This is a genomic window from Polaromonas sp. (assembly GCF_029945685.1).
Taxonomy (GTDB): Bacteria; Pseudomonadota; Gammaproteobacteria; order Burkholderiales; family Burkholderiaceae_C; genus Polaromonas.
Genome location: NZ_JAQSDA010000003.1, coordinates 261,076 through 275,937, shown reverse-complemented (window position 1 = coordinate 275,937; position 14,862 = coordinate 261,076). Strand labels below are relative to the sequence as shown.

The 14,862-nt window shown below is 63.9% G+C and carries 14 protein-coding genes; 3 read left to right on the top strand and 11 right to left on the bottom strand.

From position 1 onward, the window contains the following. Nucleotides 1–204 precede the first annotated feature (204 nt). Both PSV26_RS01615 and PSV26_RS01610 read left to right on the top strand, forming a co-directional pair. On the top strand, nucleotides 205–1,431 hold the full coding sequence (locus PSV26_RS01615; protein ID WP_300517875.1) for an ABC transporter substrate-binding protein: 1,227 nt from the start codon (nucleotides 205–207) through the stop codon (nucleotides 1,429–1,431). Nucleotides 1,432–1,636: 205 nt separating this feature from the next. Then, a complete protein-coding gene (locus tag PSV26_RS01610; RefSeq protein WP_300517873.1) occupies nucleotides 1,637–2,794 on the top strand; it encodes an ABC transporter substrate-binding protein in 1,158 nt (385 codons plus the stop codon). 49 nt (nucleotides 2,795–2,843) lie between these two features. Here PSV26_RS01610 and PSV26_RS01605 read toward each other — a convergent pair whose 3' ends face one another. From PSV26_RS01605 to PSV26_RS01570, 8 genes are read right to left on the bottom strand one after another with little or no spacing between them, the layout of a single operon-like run. Then, on the bottom strand, nucleotides 2,844–3,338 hold the full coding sequence (locus tag PSV26_RS01605; RefSeq protein WP_300517871.1) for a thioesterase family protein: 495 nt from the start codon (nucleotides 3,336–3,338) through the stop codon (nucleotides 2,844–2,846). After that, the gene (locus PSV26_RS01600) at nucleotides 3,335–4,495 is read right to left on the bottom strand and encodes an acyl-CoA dehydrogenase family protein (RefSeq protein ID WP_300566858.1); all 1,161 of its coding nucleotides are present in this window, start codon (nucleotides 4,493–4,495) and stop codon (nucleotides 3,335–3,337) included. The genes PSV26_RS01605 and PSV26_RS01600 overlap by 4 nt, the downstream gene beginning before the upstream one ends. Further along, complete coding sequence (locus PSV26_RS01595; RefSeq protein WP_300566855.1) at nucleotides 4,492–6,444, bottom strand: biotin carboxylase N-terminal domain-containing protein; 1,953 nt, start codon at nucleotides 6,442–6,444, stop codon at nucleotides 4,492–4,494. The genes PSV26_RS01600 and PSV26_RS01595 overlap by 4 nt, the downstream gene beginning before the upstream one ends. After that, nucleotides 6,441–7,229 (bottom strand): enoyl-CoA hydratase-related protein, encoded by a 789-nt coding sequence (locus PSV26_RS01590; protein ID WP_300566852.1) that lies wholly within the window; start codon nucleotides 7,227–7,229, stop codon nucleotides 6,441–6,443. The genes PSV26_RS01595 and PSV26_RS01590 overlap by 4 nt, the downstream gene beginning before the upstream one ends. Nucleotides 7,230–7,243: 14 nt before the next feature. After that, nucleotides 7,244–8,425, bottom strand: a complete 1,182-nt coding sequence (locus PSV26_RS01585; RefSeq protein ID WP_300566849.1) for an acyl-CoA dehydrogenase family protein — start codon at nucleotides 8,423–8,425, stop codon at nucleotides 7,244–7,246. 24 nt (nucleotides 8,426–8,449) lie between these two features. Next, nucleotides 8,450–10,093 (bottom strand): carboxyl transferase domain-containing protein, encoded by a 1,644-nt coding sequence (locus tag PSV26_RS01580; protein WP_300566846.1) that lies wholly within the window; start codon nucleotides 10,091–10,093, stop codon nucleotides 8,450–8,452. Then, nucleotides 10,090–10,974 (bottom strand): SDR family oxidoreductase, encoded by an 885-nt coding sequence (locus PSV26_RS01575; RefSeq protein ID WP_300566843.1) that lies wholly within the window; start codon nucleotides 10,972–10,974, stop codon nucleotides 10,090–10,092. The genes PSV26_RS01580 and PSV26_RS01575 overlap by 4 nt, the downstream gene beginning before the upstream one ends. Further along, entirely contained in the window at nucleotides 10,971–11,696 is a 726-nt protein-coding gene (locus PSV26_RS01570) for a TetR/AcrR family transcriptional regulator (protein WP_300566840.1), read from the bottom strand. The genes PSV26_RS01575 and PSV26_RS01570 overlap by 4 nt, the downstream gene beginning before the upstream one ends. A gap of 133 nt (nucleotides 11,697–11,829) precedes the next feature. Here PSV26_RS01570 and PSV26_RS01565 point away from each other — a divergent pair, with 133 nt between their 5' ends. Then, nucleotides 11,830–12,435 carry a hypothetical protein gene (locus PSV26_RS01565; protein ID WP_300566837.1) on the top strand — a complete coding sequence of 202 codons (606 nt, stop codon included), beginning with the start codon at nucleotides 11,830–11,832 and terminating at the stop codon, nucleotides 12,433–12,435. Nucleotides 12,436–12,445: 10 nt separating this feature from the next. On the opposite strand, the gene PSV26_RS01560 is transcribed toward PSV26_RS01565, so the two are convergent. The 3 genes from PSV26_RS01560 to PSV26_RS01550 form a co-directional block, all read right to left on the bottom strand. After that, nucleotides 12,446–13,729, bottom strand: a complete 1,284-nt coding sequence (locus PSV26_RS01560) for an RNA polymerase sigma factor (RefSeq protein WP_300566834.1) — start codon at nucleotides 13,727–13,729, stop codon at nucleotides 12,446–12,448. A 150-nt stretch (nucleotides 13,730–13,879) separates the two neighbouring features. Continuing rightward, nucleotides 13,880–14,272 (bottom strand): VOC family protein, encoded by a 393-nt coding sequence (locus PSV26_RS01555; protein ID WP_300566831.1) that lies wholly within the window; start codon nucleotides 14,270–14,272, stop codon nucleotides 13,880–13,882. A gap of 40 nt (nucleotides 14,273–14,312) precedes the next feature. Beyond that, nucleotides 14,313–14,852 carry an SRPBCC family protein gene (locus tag PSV26_RS01550; protein ID WP_300566828.1) on the bottom strand — a complete coding sequence of 180 codons (540 nt, stop codon included), beginning with the start codon at nucleotides 14,850–14,852 and terminating at the stop codon, nucleotides 14,313–14,315. Nucleotides 14,853–14,862 lie beyond the last annotated feature (10 nt).

Genomic DNA, 14,862 nt, shown 5'->3' with positions numbered 1-14,862 from the left:
CACCGCCTCGCAGAGGCCTCCCTCCGTCCTTTTAACCGTCGCCAGAAAGACCAGGCTGGCGGCAACGGCTTTCCCATGCCCATTTTTTTGACAGACAGACCTTTTACCCTCTGCATCCTGATTTGACTGCTGGCGTCAGGAAGCCAGGCGCCCCGCGCCTGACAAGTGCCAGCGATAGCCCATCCCCAAAAAAAGGAGACTTCCATGAAATTCATGACCACCGCGGCAATGACCGCTCTGATCCTCAGCGCAGGCCATGCCATCGCCCAGCAGGGCGTCACGAAAACCGAAATCACCCTTGGCTCCATCCAGGACCTGTCCGGCCCGCTGGCCGGCTTCGGCAAGCAGATCCGCCTGGGCATGATGCTGCGTGTGGACGAACTCAACGAGCAGGGCGGCGTCAATGGACGCAAGATCAAGCTGCTGATCGAAGACTCCGGCTATGACCCCAAGAAGGCCATCCTCGCCGCGCAAAAACTGGTCAACCAGGACAAGATTTTCATGATGATCGGCCACCTCGGCACGGCGCAGAACCTGGCGGCCATGCCGGTGCAGTTCGAAAAGAACGTCATCAACTTCTTTCCCATCACCGCCGCACGCGAGATGTACGAACCGCTCGACCGGCTCAAGTACGCCTTCGCAGCGACCTACTACGACCAGATCCGTATTGCGACGCCGAAGTTGATGAAGGACAGAAACATCAAGAGTGCCTGCATCATTTACCAGGATGACGATTTCGGACAGGAGGTTCTGCGCGGCGCCGAAGCGGGGCTCAAGACCATTGGTGCGACCTTTGTCGAGAAAACCTCGTATAAACGCGGCGCAACGGATTTTTCATCCCAGGTCGCCAGGATGAAGGCCTCCGGTTGCGAAATGGTCGTGCTGGGCACCATCATCCGCGAAACCATTGGGACGATCGGGGAATCCCGCAAGACAGGTTTCAACCCCGTCTTTCTCGGCTCCAGCGCGGCCTACACCGACCTGATCCACAAGCTCGGCGGCAAGGCCATGGACGGACTGTTTGCCACCATGACATCCCAGCACCCCTACCTGGACGCCGCGGAGCAGCCGGTGCGCTTCTGGGCCAACAAGTACAAGACAAAGTTCAACGATGAGCCGACGGTATTTTCGGTCTACGGTTACGCCGCCATCGATGCCTTCCTGCGCGGGGCCCAGAAAGCCGGGCCCGATCTCACCACCGACAGCTTCATCAAGGCCATGGACACCATGGTGATCCCGCGCGACATGTTCGGCACAGCGGAAGCCAGCTTCAGCCCTACCAAGCGCCTGGGCAACAACTTCTCACGGCTTTCCCAGTTGCAGGAGGGCCGCTGGAAGGTGGTGTCCGAGTACGTGGCATTCAATGGCCTGCGCCCCGTGCTGCAGAAAAACGGCACATGGAAGATCGGCGCCGACCAGTTCAAGGACTAGGAAACCTGGACCGGTACCGCACCCGGATCAGGAACAACCCTGACCGGGTCGCGCATGCGACAAGGCCGCCCCCGGGCGGCCTTTTTTTTGAGGAAGTGAACTGCGTGGGCAGGGCTGCCCCCTAAGTGAATACGCCAGCTTGACAGGCGCGGGCGAAGGTTAAGAATGCCAAGCTGCAAGCACCTTCGTTTTACAGGAGACATCCATGAAATTCAAAACCACCCTGGCGCTGGCCGTCCTGGCGCTCAGCACCGGCTACGCCACCGCCCAGCAGGGCGTGAGCAAGACCGAAATCACCCTGGGCTCCATCCAGGACCTGTCCGGACCCATCGCTGGTTTCGGCAAGCAGGCACGGCTGGGCATGCTGCTGCGGGTGGACGAGATCAATGAGCAGGGTGGTATCAACGGCCGCAAGCTGAAAATCATCGTCGAAGACTCGGCCTACGATCCGAAAAAAGCCGTGCTGGCCGCCCAGAAGCTGGTCAACCAGGACAAGATTTTCATGATGGTCGGCCACATCGGTACGGCGCAGAACCTGGCCGCCATGCCGGTACAGTTCGACAAGAACGTGATCAATTTCTTTCCGATCACCGCCGCGCGTGAAATGTACGATCCCTTTCACAAGCTCAAGTACTCTTTCGCCGCCACCTATTTCGACCAGATCCGCAATGCCGCGCCGAAGCTGGCCAAGGAAAAAGGCATCAAGAAGGTGTGCACCATGTACCAGGACGACGAGTTCGGCCTGGAGGTGATGCGCGGCGGTGAAGCAGGCCTCAAGACCATCGGCATGGAATTCGCCGAAAAAACCTCGTACAAACGGGGTGCGACCGATTTTTCATCGCAGGTAGCCAAGATGAAGGCCTCGGGCTGCGAAATGGTCGTGCTCGGCACCATCATCCGAGAAACCATTGGTGCCATCGGGGAATCACGCAAGACTGGTTTCAACCCCGTGTTTCTTGGCTCCAGCGCGTCTTACACCGACCTGATCCACAAGCTCGGTGGCCCGGCCATGAACGGCCTGTACGCCACCATGACCGTGCAGAACCCCTACCTTGACGAGGCTTCGCAGCCGATCCGCTTCTGGGCCAACAAGTACAAAACCAAGTTCAATGAAGACCCCACCGTCTTCTCGGTCTATGGCTACAACATCATCGACACCTTTGCCAAGGCCGCGCAGAAAGCAGGCAACAACCTGACCACCGACAGCTTTATCAAGGTGATGGACACGATGACCATTCCACCCGACATGTTCGGCAGCGCCGAGGCCACTTTCTCGCCGACCAAGCGCCTGGGCAGCGACGCCTCGCGCCTCTCGCAGATCACCGACGGTAAATGGAAGCCGGTATCGGATTACATGCGGTAAACGCCCTTCCAGGTCTTCAAAAAGCCACCCTCGGGTGGCTTTTTCCTTTTCAGGAAACGATGTAGGCGCCAGCCCCCGTGGACAGCAGCTTGCCGTCGGCGCCGAGAAATTCCATGCGGGTGGAGGCCACGCGCGAGCCCAGACGCATGACCTCGGCGCGCAGCTCGAAATACTCGCCTATGCCCGGACGCAGGTAATCAACACGCAAATCGATGGTGCCGAGCTTGGAAAAGCGTTGCAGTCGCTGCAGGGGAGATTCGTCCATGTGCCGCGCGCCAATGGCAGCCATCACGGCGAGACCTCCCATCGCATCGAGCCCGGCACTGATGACGCCGCCGTGGATGCGGTTGTGTGCATAGTGCCCGATCAAATGCTCGCTCATGGTGATGCGCGCGGTGACCTGCTCTGGCTTGAGCGAAGTGATCTTCAGTCCGAGCACGCGATTGAAGGATATTTTTTCCTCAAAAAGCGTTTTCAATCCGGCGATGAATTCTGGCTCGAACCCGGCGGGCGGTTCGATACGGGGCGAAGAGTCAGCGGTCATAGGCCCAATTGTCGTGCAGCAAGGTCTTTCATGATCTCTTCGGCGCCGCCGCCAATCATCATGACCTTGACCTCGCGGTAAATACGTTCACTTCGGGTCCCGCGCATGAAACCCATGCCGCCGAGAATCTGCACCGCCTGGTCGGCGCAGAACTGCATGGTCTGCGTTGCGTGGTTCTTCAGCATGCAGACATGGGCCACCCAGTCGGCGCCCTGGTCACCCGCATCGGCACGGTCAGCCACCACATCGACCCAGGCCTGGGTAGAGGCGATGCGCATCTGCATATCGACCAGCTTGTGGCGGATCACCTGCTTGTCGACCAGCGTGCTGCCAAAGGTCTTGCGCTGGCGCGCCCAATCCAGCGCCTCGTCGTAACAGGCCTGGGCAAAACCCAGCGCGGCGGCCGACATCGCCAGGCGCTCACCATTGAAGTTGCCCATGATGATCCTGAAACCACCGCCCTCTTCGCCCAGCAAATGGCTGGCCGGCACCCGCACGCCGTCAAAGCGCAGGTGGGCCGTGTCCGAACACCACCAGCCCATTTTCTCCAGCCGGGTGCGCGACAGGCCCGGGCTGTCGCCGGGCACGAGCATCATGGAGATGCCGCTGGCCCCCTTGCTGCCGGCGTCGCCGGTGCGCACCGCCACCGTGATGAAGTCCGCACGCATGCCCGAGGTGATGAACACCTTCTCGCCGTCAATCACATAGTCGGCCCCGTCGCGCCGCGCTGTGGTGCGCAGTGCCGCCACATCGGAGCCGCCGCCGGGCTCGGTGATCGCCAGCGCTGCAATTTTTTCGCCACGCAGCACCGGTGGAATGACCGCCTGCTGCAAGGCCGCCGAGCCATGGGCCAGCACCGGCGGCAGACCGATGTTGTGCGAAAACAGGCTGGCCAGCACACCGCCGCTGCCGCCGTAGCGGCACAAGGCCAGCGTCATCGCGTTGCGCAGCCGCCAGGACGCCGGGGTCCCGCCCAGTGCCTCGGGGTAACCCAGCGCCAGCAGGCCCAACCCGGCCGCCTGGTGATACAAGGCGCGCGGAAACTCGCCGGCGTCGTCCCACTGGCTGACATGCGGCGCGATGTCGTTCTGCGCAAAACGCCGGACAGACGCGGTGACGTCAACCAGCATATCGAAGTCGGCGGAAGAAGAATTCATGCTTCAAACCTCAACAAAACCTGACCCGGCGCCGTCTGCTGGCCAGGCGCCACCGCCACGGCCGCCACCACGGCATCGCGCGTCGCACACACCGCATGTTCGAGCTTCATCGACTCGATGACCAGCAAGGTGTCGCCACGCCTGACTGATTCGCCGGTGCTCACCTGGACGGCGATCACCTTGCCGTTGAACGGTGCCCGCAGTTCCATGGACGGGTTGCCCGAAACCAGCCCGGCTGCAGGCTCAAAACTCGCGTCTCTCAGCCACACCTCCGTCTCGCCGACCTGCACATGCCAACGCCCGCCGGTCACCTGGCAGGCCTGCACCGTGTGGCTCAGGCCATCGACCATGACACGCATCCGGCCGTCGCTTGCACGCACACACCCGGCCGCGTGTTGCTGCGTGCCGCAGGAAACTTCCAGCCCACCCGCTCCGGTTTCCGTCACGGTGATGGCCAGCACCTGTTCGCCATGCACGACCCGCAAGGCCGTGCCGAAGGGACAAGGCAAGGCCTGCGCAGCGCCGGTGCTGCCCTGAAAATGCAGCCCGAGGGCCGCTGGTAACAGCACCTGCGTCTGTTCGTCCTGCAGGGTTTTGCGAATGCCGTCACCGTGCTCGGCCAGAAAGGGAATCAGCGCCTGGCCGGCGCGGAACACCGGGTGTGCCAGGCATGCCGCCAGAAACGCGCGGTTGGTCGGCAGGCCCAGCACCTGGGTGGAGGCAAGCGCTGCGATCAGTCGGTCAATCGCCTGCGCCCGTGTCGCCCCGCGCACGATCAGCTTGCCGAGCATGGAGTCGTAAAACGGCGTGACCTCGCCGCCGGCCTGCAGCGCATGGTCAAAACGCGCGTGCGCAGGCTCCATGAAGTGCTGCACCCGCCCGGCATGTGGCGAAAAATTTTCGTCCTCGGCGCACAGTCGCACCTCGATGGCATGGCCGCTGAAGGTGATTTCTTCCTGGCGCAGCGGCAGCGACTCGCCCTGGGCGATGCGCAACTGCCACTCGACCAGGTCCAGACCCGTCACCGCTTCAGTGACAGGGTGTTCAACCTGCAGCCGCGTGTTCATCTCCATGAGGAAAAAATCACCGTTCTCGTCGAGCAGAAACTCCACCGTTCCCGCGCCCACGTAGCCGGCCGCCTGCGCAAGCGCCACCGCGCAGGCGCCCATGCGTTCGCGCAGGTCAGCGTTCACTGCCGGACTCGGCGACTCTTCAATCAGTTTCTGGTGACGCCGCTGCACCGAGCAGTCGCGCTCCCCGAGGTGAATGCAGTGACCATGGGCATCGGCAAACACCTGCACCTCGACGTGGCGCGGATTCAGGAGCGCGCGCTCCAGCAGCAGGTCGCCGCTGCCGAAGGACGACAGCGCTTCGGAGCGCGCGCTGTCCAGCGCCGCCTGCAAAGCCGCGGCATCCGTCACCAGACGCATGCCGCGGCCGCCACCGCCGGCTGTGGCTTTCACCATCAGCGGGTAGCCCACTTTCTCCGCTTCGGCTGCCAAGCCCTCATTCGACTGGTCGGCGCCCTGGTAGCCCGGCAGGCAGGGAACGTTCTGCGCCAGTGCAAGCTGCTTGGCAGCGGCCTTGTTGCCCAGGGCGCGGATGGCGGCCGGTGGTGGTCCGACCCAGGTCAGGCCGGCATCCATCACCGCCTGCGCAAACTCTGCGTTTTCGCTGAGGAACCCATAGCCGGGATGCACCGCATCCGCGCCGGCCGCCTTGGCGGCAGCCAACAACTTGTCGATGCGCAAGTAGGAATCGGCTGAGAGCGTGCCGCCCAGCGCTACCGCACTGCCCGCTTCCTGCACGTGCAGGGCCTGCGCGTCGACATCGGAATACACGGTCACGGTGGCCATCCCCATGCGGTGTGCGGTGCGGATGATGCGACGCGCGATTTCGCCGCGGTTGGCGATCAGCAGGCGGCGGATGGGGGTGGTCGTGGGGCTCATGCTGCCCACCCGGGCTTGCGCTTTTGCGCAAAGGCCGCCAGGCCTTCGGCAGCTTCCGGGCTGCGCAAATTTGCTGCAAATTTGATAGCTGCTTGCGCAGGCAGGTCAAGGGCTGGAGCCTGATTGATCATGCAAAGCAGGGCCTTGGTGTGGGTCACGGCGCCCGGGGCCGCCCCGCGCAACGCGCTGATGCGCCGCGCCACGGCGGCTGGCAGGTCATCAGTGAGCTCGTCCACCAGCCCCTGGTCCAGCGCCTGCTGTGCGGAAATTTTCTCCCCGGACAACATCATCTGCCGCGCCAACCTGTCACCCAGACGCCTGTGTACAAAAGGCGCAATCTGCGCTGGGACCACACCCAGCGTGACCTCGGGTGTGGCAAACACGGCGGCAGGTGTGGCCAGCACGAAGTCGCCGCAACACACCAGGCCCAGACCACCCCCCATGGCCGGGCCGTCCACCGCCACCAGCAGCATCTGCGGCAGCGCGCACAGGGCGTGCAGCGCATGGCCAAAACCGGCGTTCATGGCCATCAGCGGGTCGGTCTGCCCTGTCGGCAGCGCCTGCCCTATGGCCTGCGCGAAGCTGCCCAGACTGCCACCGGCGCAAAAAAAGCCGCCGCTGCCCTGCAACACCACAAAGCGCAAGGCCGTGTCCTGTGCGGCGCGTGCGCAGGCTTGCGCCAGCGCGGCCACCACCTCGTCGGTCAGGGCGTTGCGTGTGGCCGGATCGTTCAGGGTCCAGTGTTCGACCTCGCCGAAACGGGTGATCTGCAGCTTGTGACTCATGGCCGTGCTCATCCTCAGGCAGCGGGTTTCTTGCTGCTCTTGGCCAGGCCCATGTACTTGGCGATGATGCCCATCATCACCTCGTCGGCACCGCCGCCTATGGAAGCCAGCCGGCCGTCGCGGAACATGCGCGCCACCTTGTTCTCCCAGGTAAAACCCATGCCGCCCCAGAACTGCAGGCAGGTGTCGGGCACCAGGCGGTTCAGGCGCCCGGCCTTGAGCTTGGCCATGGAGGCCAGCTCGGTCACATCCTGGCCCTGCACATAAAGCTCGCAGGCGCGGTAGGTCATGGCGCGCAGGCTTTCGACCTCGGTTTTCATCTCGGCCAGCTTGAACTGCACCCACTGCTGGTCGGCCAGTGTGGCGCCGAAGAGTTTGCGCTCATGCGCCCACTCCACTGTCCAGTCTATGCAGTTGGTGAGCGACTGGATGCAGCTGGCCGCGCACCAGAGGCGCTCTTCCTGGAACTGCATCATCTGGTACATGAAGCCCGAGCCTTCGGCACCTATCAGGTAGCGCTGCGGCACCCGTACTTCGTCGAAATAGATCAGACCGGTGTCGCTGGCGTTCATGCCAATCTTCCTGATCTTCCTGCCAACCTCAATGCCTTGGCGCAGCTTGCCGCCTTCGCGCATGGGCACCATCACCAGGCTTTTGTTCTTGTGCTGCGGCCCCTCGCCGGTGTTGACCAGCATGCACATCCAGTCAGCCTGCAGGCTGTTGGTGATCCACATCTTCTGGCCGCTGATCACATAGTCGTCGCCGTCCTTGCGCGCGTGGCTCTTGATGGACGCCACGTCACTGCCGGCGCCCGGCTCGCTCACGCCAATGCAGCCGACCATGTCACCTGCAATCGCCGGGGCCAGGAATTCACGCTTGAGCTCGTCACTGCCGAACCGCGCCAGTGCCGGTGTACACATGTCGGTCTGCACACCAATGGCCATGGGGATGCCGCCGCAGTCGATATGACCCAGCGCCTCGGCCATGGCGACGCCGTAGGAGTAGTCGAGTCCGGCGCCGCCATATGCTTCTGGCTTGGTCAGCCCCAACAAGCCGAGATCGCCAAGTTTCTTGAAAACCTCGTGAGCGGGAAAGATTTCAGCCGCCTCCCATTCGTCCACATGCGGGTTGATCTCGGCGTCGATAAATCGTTTCAGGGTCTTCTGGATTTCGAGGTGTTCGTGGGTGTATTGCATGCTTGTCTCCTTGGGTCTGTCCATTCACATGCGCGCCACGCCAAACTGCATGGGCCGCAGTTGCCGGGCTTCGGCCTCGGCACACATCGCCAGGCATTGCGCCAGCACCGCGCGGGTATCGCGCGGATCGATCACACCATCGTCGAGCAGCAGGCCCGAGGTGTAGAAGGCGTCGGCCTGCGCCTCGAACACGGCGACGATCTTGTCGAACTGCGCCTGCGATTGCGCCGCGTCAATCGGGATGCCCTTGCGCACCATCGCGGCCTCTGTGACGATCTGCATGGTGCGCGCTGCCTGTTCGCCGCCCATCACGGCGGTTTTCGCACTCGGCCAGCTGAACAGGAAGCGCGGTGCATAAGCGCGGCCGCACATGCCGTAATTGCCGGCGCCGAACGAGGCACCGCACTGGATGGTGATCTGCGGCACCGTGGCGTTGGTGACGGCCTGGATCATCTTGGAGCCGTGTTTGATCATGCCGCCCTGCTCGGCGTCCTTGCCGACCATGTAGCCGGTGGTGTTCTGCAGGTAGACGATGGGGTGGCCGAGCTGGCACATCAGCTGGATGAAATGGGTGGCCTTGTTGGCGCCCGCCACGTCGATGGGGCCGTTGTTGCTGATGATGCCCACCGCGTGGCCATCGATCGCCGCCTGCACACACACCGTGGCGGCGCCGTACAGCGCCTTGAAGGGCAGAAAGTCCGAGCCATCGACCAGCCGCGCAATCACTTCATGCATGTCCACCGGCTGGCGCAGATCGCCGGCCATCAGCCCGAGCAGCTCATCGGCCGGGAACAAAGGCTCGTTTGCTACGAAATTTATAGCTAATTGCGCAGGCCCGGAAAGGGCTGGAGGCCAATTTGACCATGCAGTCCGGGCCACCACCTGGCGCGCCAGGCCCAGCGCCTGGCGGTCATCCTCGGCCAGCTGTTCACCGAGGCCCGACACGCCGGTGTGCATCCCGGCGCCGCCCAGTTCCTCTTCGGTGGCGACCTCGCCGGTAGCCGCCATCAGCAGGGGCGGCCCGGCCAGAAAGGCACGCGAGCGGTTGCGCACCATGATCACCACGTCCGAGAGACCCGGCATGTAGGCCCCGCCCGCCGTGCCGGAGCCGTGCTGCACGGTGATGACCGGAATGCCCGCCGCCGACAGACGCGCGAGGTTGCGGAACAGGGCGCCGCCGTGGATAAAACCCTCGACGCGGTAACGCATCAGGTTGGCGCCGGCGCTTTCCACCAGGTGAATGAAAGGCAGCTTGTTCTGCAGCGCGATCTCCTGCACCCGCAGGATCTTCTCCAGCCCCATGGCCTGGATGGCGCCGGCCTCGATGCCCGAGTCGCTGGCCACCACCATGCAGCGCGCGCCCTCGATGAAACCGATGCCAGCCACGATGCCGCCCCCTGGAGTCGATAGCGCCGCATCCTTGTGGTCCTGCATGAACCCGGCCAGTGAACACAAAGGCAGCCAGGGCGCGCCCGGGTCCAGCAGCAGCGCCACCCGTTCACGCGGCAACAACTGGCCACGTTTGTCGAACACCGGTTTTGATTTGGCTGAAGCCTGGGCGGCACGGGCCTCCAGCGCACGCAGCGTCGCAATCCGTGCCAGCATGGCGTCGCGCCGCTGCACGGCCGCATGACCCTGCGCATTCCATGCCGACTGGAAAACCGTCATGACTGGAACACCTTCGGCGTTGTCGCCAGATGAAAACCGTCAAAGGGTTTCACGGCATCGCGCTGCTGCGCCTGGGCATCGGGCAGGCGCATGGGCCAGCCCATGCGCACTTGCGGCCGCGCGCCATCCACACGCAGCACGGTGCCGCTGATGAAGCTGGCTGCAGGGCTGAGCATAAACACAATGGCGGCCGAGGTTTCCGCCTCGGTACCGAAGCGGCCCAGCGGCACGGTGGTGCGCATCTCGCGCAACATCTTCCCCGCTTCGGGCGGGTAGTGGTCCATGCCGCTCGATGCGATGTAACCCGGCGCCACCGCGTTGACCCGCACGCCGCTGTGCGCCCACTCGGCCGCAGCGGTTTCGGTGAAGCTGACCATGCCGGCCCGCGCCGCACCGCTGTGGCCCATGGACGGCATGGAGCCCCAGATGTCCGCGACGATGTTGACGATGCTGCCGCCGTGCTCCGCCATGGACTGCAGGTAACACTCGCGGGCCATCAGAAAGCCGCCCGTCAGGTTGGTATTGATGACCGCTTCCCAGCCCTTGGCGCTGATGCTTTCCAGCGGCGCGATGTACTGCCCGCCCGCGTTGTTGACCAGCGCGTCGATGCGGCCCTGCGCAATCACAATCGCCGCGACGGTGACCTTCACCGCCTCTTCCTGGCGAATATCGCAGGGGTGAAAGCTGGCACGACCGCCGGCGGCCACAATCTCGCCGGCCACCGCGTGCAGCTTCTCGAGCTTGCGGCCGATCAGCACGACATGCGCGCCCAGGGCCGCCAGCTCATGCGCCGTGCAGCGGCCTATGCCGGAGCCACCGCCGGTGACCACCACCACCTTGCCGGCAAACAGGCCGGCGCTGAAGACGGAACGGTAAGTCATTGACGGGTTTTCCTTGTGGAGGGCGTCCGGCTGTCGCCGATGAACAGCGCCATGGCCGCGTCGGCCAGCTCATCGAGCGAAGCGCCTTTTTTGGCATCAAACCACTGCGCCGACCAGTTCAGCGCACCAAAAATCAGCAGCCGCGCCAACTTCACCGGGGCCTGCAGCCGACCCTGGTCGCTCAGGGCCTGGAGCACCGGCGCCCAGACCGATTCGTAGTCGCCCTGCAGCCTGGCCAGCGACGCGCGCTGCCTGGCCGTGATGGAACGCGACTCGTACAGCATCACGGGAATGAAATCGCTGCCGGGGCCCAGCAGCACGTCGAAATGATTGCGGATCAACACATGCAGCAAAGCCGCTGCGTCGGGAGCAGACGGCGCCGCCGCCTCCAGCGCCGCCGCCTGCCGGGCCATGGCCGAACGCATGCCCTCCTCCATCACGGCATACAGCAGCGCCCCCTTGCTTTTGAAGTGGTAGAAAGGCGAGCCGCTGTGCATCCCGACCGCCGCCGCGATGTCGCGCGTGCTGGTGCCGTCAAAGCCCTTGCGGCGAAACAGCCGCGCGGCGGTGGTGACAAGCTCCACCCGCCGGTTGCCGTCGTCACGCTCGCCGGGCGTCTTGCGCGGCCGGCCGCGCGGCCGCTTTTCAGCGGCTGCGACAACCGCCGCAGGCAGGGCCAGGGCCCGGCCGGCAGGGCGGGTGCGCACAGGTATTTTGTCCATGGAAACAGACCATAACAAAAGCCGTTATTTTTAGCAAGCGCTTGCTTTGTGAAAATAGGCACAGGCTGCGGCGCGGCCCCGCAACCCCAGCTGACTACACTGGGAACCTCTCCAAAACAAAACCTGAGCATTGATGGACATCTTCTTTCTGGCGCTGATCGTCGCCGCCGGCGCTTATGCGCTCAAATCGGGCTACGAACGCAAGCGCATCGCCTTGCTGGGCAGCCATCTCGGCCAGTACCAGATCGAAAAACTCATGGAGAGCCTGACCGAAGGCTACATGCGCGCACTTCGCGAGGACGATCCGGAGCGCCGCGCAAGCATCTGGAACCTGTTGACGAGCACCGAGACCAGGCTGTGCGAGCAGTTCAACAACTTCGTGGCCGGGTTCTCCCGGGTGGAAGGCGCCGCGACACGTGTGAGCAGGCTCCCCCTGCCCCTGCCTTACGCCGACAGGCTCTTCCCGGCTGCGACCTTCGACTTGCGCCAGCTCCTGCTGGTGCATGCCGAAGGCATCACGCGCGCCGCGAAAAGCGCGTCCGAACAATCGCCCAAAAACAAGGCCTTCACCCTGTCCGCCGAAATGTTCCTGATGCAGCACAGCTGCCACTGGTTCTGCAAGTCCAAGGCCGTCGCCTCTGCCCGGCTGCTGGTCCGCCACAAGACGTCTTACGAGCAGGTGCTGGCGTCGGTGGCACCGGAAACGCGCCGGGCCTACCTCGCGCTGGTCGGCTCCTGAATCGATGCCATCAGGGGAGCAGCCCCTGCGCTCGCCCGAGCAGCAACTCGCGCTCGCGCAGATTGCCTGCCAGCGCCGCGGCGCGTTCAAATTCATGGCGCGCCTCGTCGTTGCGGCCCAGCCTGGCAAGCAGGTCGCCACGCACGCTGGGCAGCCACTGGTAATTCTGCAGGGCTTTGTCGCCGCGCAGCGCGTCGATGATGGCCAGCCCGGCGGCCGGGCCGAAGGCCATGCTCACCGCGACGGCACGGTTGAGCTCCACCACCGGTGACGGCGCGGTTTGTGCCAGCGCGTCGTACAGGGCGGAAATACGCAGCCAGTCGGTTTCTGCTGAAGTCGGCGCGCGCGCATGGCAGGCGGCGATGGCGCCCTGCAACGCATAGGGTCCCAGGGCGCGGACCGACGACTCGGCCAGCGCCAGCGCCCTGTCGAGCGCAGCCAGCCCCCTGCGTATCAGGAGATGATCCCAGCGCGCCCGGTTCTGGTCGGCAAGCAGTATCGGCCGGCCAGCGGCATCCACCCGGGCGGCCATGCGCGAGGCTTGCAGCTCCATCAGGGCCAGCAAACCCTGCACCTCGGACTCGTCCGGCGCCAGGCCGGCGAGCATGCGGCCCAGACGCAGCGCCTCGTCGGTCAGCGCAGGCCGCATCCAGTGATCACCGGCGGTGGCGGTGTAACCCTCGTTGAACAGCAGGTAGACCACCTCCAGCACCGAGGCCAGGCGTGCGCCCAGTTCATCGCCACGCGGGACTTCAAAAGGCACGCGCGCCTCGGCCAGGGTGCGCTTGGCACGCACGATGCGCTGAGCCATCGTGGGCTCGGGCACCAGGAAAGCGCGGGCGATTTCATGGGTGGTCAGGCCGCCCAGCAGCTTGAGCGTCAGCGCCAGCCGCGCTTCGGTGGACAGCACCGGGTGGCAGGCGGTGAACATCAAACGCAGCAGGTCGTCGCCGATCTCGTCCTGCCGGGCCTCGTCGAGCGCGTCCACAAAATCAGGCACAACCAGCGCTTGCTGCGCCTCCAGCTCATGACCGATCTGCTCAAACTTTTCGCCCTGCATCTTCTGGTGCCGCAGGTGGTCCAGCGCGCGGTTTTTGGCCACCTGCATCAGCCAGGCGCCGGGATTGTCCGGCACACCCTTGCCGGGCCAGCTTTCCAGCGCGGCAACCAGCGCGTCCTGCGCCAGTTCCTCGGCCAGCCCGATCTCGCGCACCATGCGGGCAACAGCACCCACGATCTTCGCGGACTCGATGCGCCAGACGGCGGAAATCGCATCATGGGTGGAAGAGTGCATGAATCAATGGTAGCGGCAGAGCAGATGCTCAGTGGAGCGCTAGCCTGGTATTCAATCCAGCAGGGGCCGCGGGTCCGGCTTTGCCGGCCCGCAGGCGCAGCGGCCCCCTCGGGGGGCAGGGAGTTACACGCAGTGAACGACCGTGGGGGCTCACTTGGTCATCCAGAACACCTCCCAGACATGGCCGTCCAGGTCGGTGAAACCATGGCTGTACATGAAGCCATGGTCCTGCGGCGGATTGGGCGCGGTGCCGCCGGCGGCCAGCGCCTTGCTCACCATCTCGTCCACCTCGGCGCGGCTCCCGCACGACAGCGCGATCAGCACCTCGGTGGTCTTCGTGGCATCGGCGACCGGCTTTTTGGTGAAGCCCTGAAAAAAAGGCTCGACCAGCAACATCACGTAGTTGTGGTCCTCGCTGATCACCATGCAGGCGCCCTGCTCGTTGGTGAACTGCGGGTTGAAGGAAAAGCCCAGGCTTTTGAAGAAGGCCTGGCTCTTTTCCATGTTCTTGATGGGCAGGTTGACAAAAATCTGGCGTGACATGGTTGCTCCTTTGAAGATGGTTTCAATAAGGCGGCGGCTTTCAGGCTTTCTCTGCTTTTGCCTTGAGGTTGGCAAGGCCGGCTTCGAAGTCGGCACCGATCATCTTGTCCATGTTGAAAATCACACCCATGAATCTGGAGACAAAAGGTGCGGGGCCTTCCATGGACCAGGTGACCTGTGTGGTCTGACCTCCGGGCACCAGCGAAAAAGTGATCAGGTTGTTGGCCTTGAATGGCGCGGTCATGTCGAGCCGCATCTGTACCTTCGAAGGCGCCATGGCCTGCACGATTTCAAAGCTGCCACTGCCTGACTTCTTGCTTTCGAAGTCGTAGTGGGCGCCGGGCCCGATGAACGGGCCGCTGTAGCTGCCCTTCATCTCCGGGGCTTTCAGCGCATACGGGTTCCAGGTATTGAAGGCCCGGACGTCGTTCACCAGCGGGAAGATTTTTTCAGCCGGGGCGGCGATGCTGGTGTTGCGAGACACACGGAAAGTGTCGGGCCGTTGCAAAGCAATGACCGCGACGACAGCGATGGCCAGCACAATCAGCCCCAGCAGGGCAAGCAAAGTGGTTTTGATCATGGCGCGCTCC